Source organism: Streptomyces alkaliphilus (assembly GCF_014141535.1).
Lineage (GTDB): Bacteria > Actinomycetota > Actinomycetes > Streptomycetales > Streptomycetaceae > Streptomyces > Streptomyces alkaliphilus.
Genome location: NZ_VKHT01000617.1, coordinates 1 through 3153 on the forward strand (window position 1 = coordinate 1; position 3153 = coordinate 3153).

3 protein-coding genes are annotated in these 3153 nt (G+C 75.7%); 2 read left to right on the top strand and 1 reads right to left on the bottom strand.

Features of this window, described 5'->3' with window-relative positions:
* A partial coding sequence (gene hemE / locus FNQ90_RS17515; protein ID WP_182607246.1) for a uroporphyrinogen decarboxylase occupies positions 1-1014 on the top strand: 1014 nt, incomplete at its 5' end.
* An 84-nt stretch (positions 1015-1098) separates the two neighbouring features.
* Here hemE and FNQ90_RS17520 read toward each other — a convergent pair.
* On the bottom strand, positions 1099-2313 hold the full coding sequence (locus FNQ90_RS17520) for a DUF4349 domain-containing protein (RefSeq protein WP_182607247.1): 1215 nt from the start codon (positions 2311-2313) through the stop codon (positions 1099-1101).
* Between the two features lie 203 nt (positions 2314-2516).
* Between FNQ90_RS17520 and FNQ90_RS17525 the strand changes: the two genes are divergently transcribed.
* The coding region (locus FNQ90_RS17525) for an FAD-dependent oxidoreductase (RefSeq protein WP_182607248.1) at positions 2517-3153 on the top strand (637 nt) is incomplete at its 3' end.

Here is a 3153-nt window from a genome sequence, read left to right on the forward strand (position 1 = left end):
GCCTTCATCCGCGCCTGTCGCGGTGAACCCGTGCCCCACACCCCTGTGTGGTTCATGCGTCAGGCGGGCCGTTCCCTCCCGGAATACCGCAAGGTGCGCGAGGGCATCGCGATGCTCGACTCCTGCATGCGCCCCGACCTCGTCACCGAGATCACCCTCCAGCCCGTGCGTCGGCACGGCGTGGACGCCGCGATCTACTTCAGCGACATCGTCGTCCCGCTCAAGGCCATCGGCCTGGACCTCGACATCCGCCCCGGCGTCGGGCCGGTCGTCGAGACCCCCGTGCGTTCGCGCGCCGACCTCGAGCGCCTCCGCCCCCTGGAGGCCGGCGACGTCGACTACGTCACCGAGGCCGTGCGGATGCTGACCGCCGAACTCGGCCCCACCCCGCTGATCGGATTCGCCGGCGCCCCCTTCACCCTCGCCAGCTACCTCGTCGAGGGCGGGCCCTCCCGGAACCACGAGCACACCAAGGCCCTGATGTACGGGGACCCCGGGCTCTGGGCCGACCTGCTGGACCGCCTCGCCGACATCACCGCCGCCTTCCTGCGCGTGCAGATCGAGGCCGGCGCCTCCGCCGTGCAGCTCTTCGACTCCTGGGTCGGCGCGCTCTCCCCGCGCGACTACCGCGAACGCGTGATGCCCGCCTCCGCCAAGGTCTTCGACGCCGTCTCCGGATACGGCGTACCGCGCATCCACTTCGGTGTCGGCACCGGCGAACTCCTCGGCGACCTCGGCGAGGCCGGCGCCGACGTGGTGGGCGTCGACTGGCGGGTCCCGCTGGACGAGGCGGCCCGGCGCACCGGCGGCACCAAGCCCCTGCAGGGCAACCTCGACCCCGCCGTGCTCTTCGCCCCCCGTGCGGCGGTGGAGGAGCAGACCGACCTGGTGCTGGCCTCCGCCCGCGACCTGCCGGGCCACGTCTTCAACCTCGGCCACGGCGTGCTGCCGGACACCGACCCCGAGGCGCTCACCCGCCTGGTGGAGCACGTCCACCGGCGCACCGCGCGCTGAACCGGGGACCCGAACCGCCACCGGCCCCGCGGGGGAACCTCCCCGCGGGGCCGGCGCGACGAACGGGCGGTGAGGCCCGGACCCTCAGGAGGCCGGACGGTCCGGCCCGCCCGTCCCGTCGCCGGCGTCCCCGGCCCGGTCATCGGCCCCGTCGCCGGCCCCGTCGCCGTCGTGGTCCTCCCCCGCAGCACGCGGTGCCGCGACGGTCGCCGGGGGAGCGGAGGGCGGCGGGGGCACCGTGCCGGCCGCGGTCGGGCCCGCGGACTCCCGGGGCGCGCGCTCCGGACGGCGGGAGCGCAGCAGCCGCCACACCAACCACAGCAGCACCAGGGTCACCACGAACGGCAGCGTCGCCCCCAGCGCCGCCGCGATCCACCCCAGGGTCAGCAGGAACGCCCCCCAGCCGCTTTCCAGCGCCCCGAGCGGGGACGGGGCCCCCGGCTCCCGCTCCTCCATCTCCTCCGCGCCCGGCTCCCGCAGCTCCACCGTGATCGTGCCCATGCCGCTGCGCTCCCGCAACGAGGCGTACCGGGCCTTCAGCGCCTCCAGCTCCGCCTGGCGGGAGGACAGCTCGGACTCCAACCGCACCACGTCCGACAGTGACTCGGCCTCCTCCATCAGCGCCCGCACCCGGGCCACGCTCTCCTCCTGCGTGGCGATCCGCGCGGCGACGTCCACCACCTGGCCGGTGACGTCCTCCGTGGCGACCTCCCGCTCCCGCAACTCGCCCAGCTCGGACAGGCGCACCAGCACCTCGTCGTACCGCTCCGGCGGCACCCGCAGCGTCAGTCGGGAGCGCTCCCGACCCTCCCGGTCACGGTCGCTCCATTCCGAGGCGACGAAACCACCCGCCCGCTCCGTCACGCCGACCGCGTCCGACCAGGCGTCGCGCACGTCCCCGGTCAGGACGATCAGGTGCGCGGTACGGATCAGGTGGGTCCCGCGCAGCTCCGGCGGCACCGCCGCCGTGTCCGTGCCGTCCGGGTCGTCCGCGGCCGAATCCGCGGCGTCCTCGTCACCGGCGTCCTCCGGCCCGGGCTCCGGGGCCTCCCGCTCGGGAGCCGGGGCCGCCCCGACGCCGTCCCCCTCCTCGGGGAAGTGTTCGGGAAAACCTCCCGCCGAGTCCTCGCCGCTCTCCCCGACGGCCGAGTGGTCCGCGGCCTCCGAACCCCCGAACCCCTCGCCGCTGCACCCCGCCACCATCAGCGCGGTCAGCACCGCCACGACCGCCCACCAACGCGAACGCGGGGCGCCCGCGCCCCGTGTCCCGTCCTCCACCGACCCGTACCGCACCGTCACCGACGGCCCCCTTCGTCCCGTTCCCTCCCCCGGCCGCGCCCTCGGCGCGACCGCGCGGCCCGCTTCCGGACCGATGTCGCCGATGGGACGGGGGCGGCCCCCGGCGGGTTGCGGAAAAGGCGCCCGTATCCGGTACCGGAGCCGTCACGTTCCGGACTCGGCCCGGTGTCGGAACCGCCCGGGCGATCTGAAAGAGTGAGGACATGCACGCGATCGTCATCGGCGGCGGCGTCTCCGGCCTGGCCGCCGCGCATCGACTGACGGAGGAGGGCGTGCGGGTCACGCTCCTCGAGGCCTCCGACCGTCTCGGCGGCAAGCTCCTCTCCGGGCAGGTCGCCGGGGTCCGCACCGACCTGGGGGCGGAGTCGATGCTGGCCCGCAGACCCGAGGGTGTGGATCTGGCCCGGGTCGTGGGGCTGGGCGACGCGCTGCGCCCCCCCGCCGTCGCGACCGCCGCCATCTGGACCCGCGGCGCCCTGCGCCCGATGCCGCGTGGTCACCTCATGGGCATTCCCGCCCGGGCCGAGGACCTCGCCGGGGTCCTCTCCGAGGAGGGGGTGGAGCGCGCCCGCCGGGACGCCGACCTCCCCGGCCCGCTCCTGCCGGGCGCCGGGGACCCCGATGTCCCCGATGTCCCCGGGGACCCCGGGGACATCGGCATCGGTCGACTCGTCGCCGAACGAATGGGCGAGGAGGTCGTCGACCGTCTCGTGGAACCCCTCCTGGGCGGCGTCTACGCCGGTGACGCCCGCGCCATCTCGTTGCGTGCCGCCCTGCCCGGACTGTACGAGGCGGCCCGTACCGCCCCCACCCTCGCCGACGCCGTCCGGGCCGCCATGG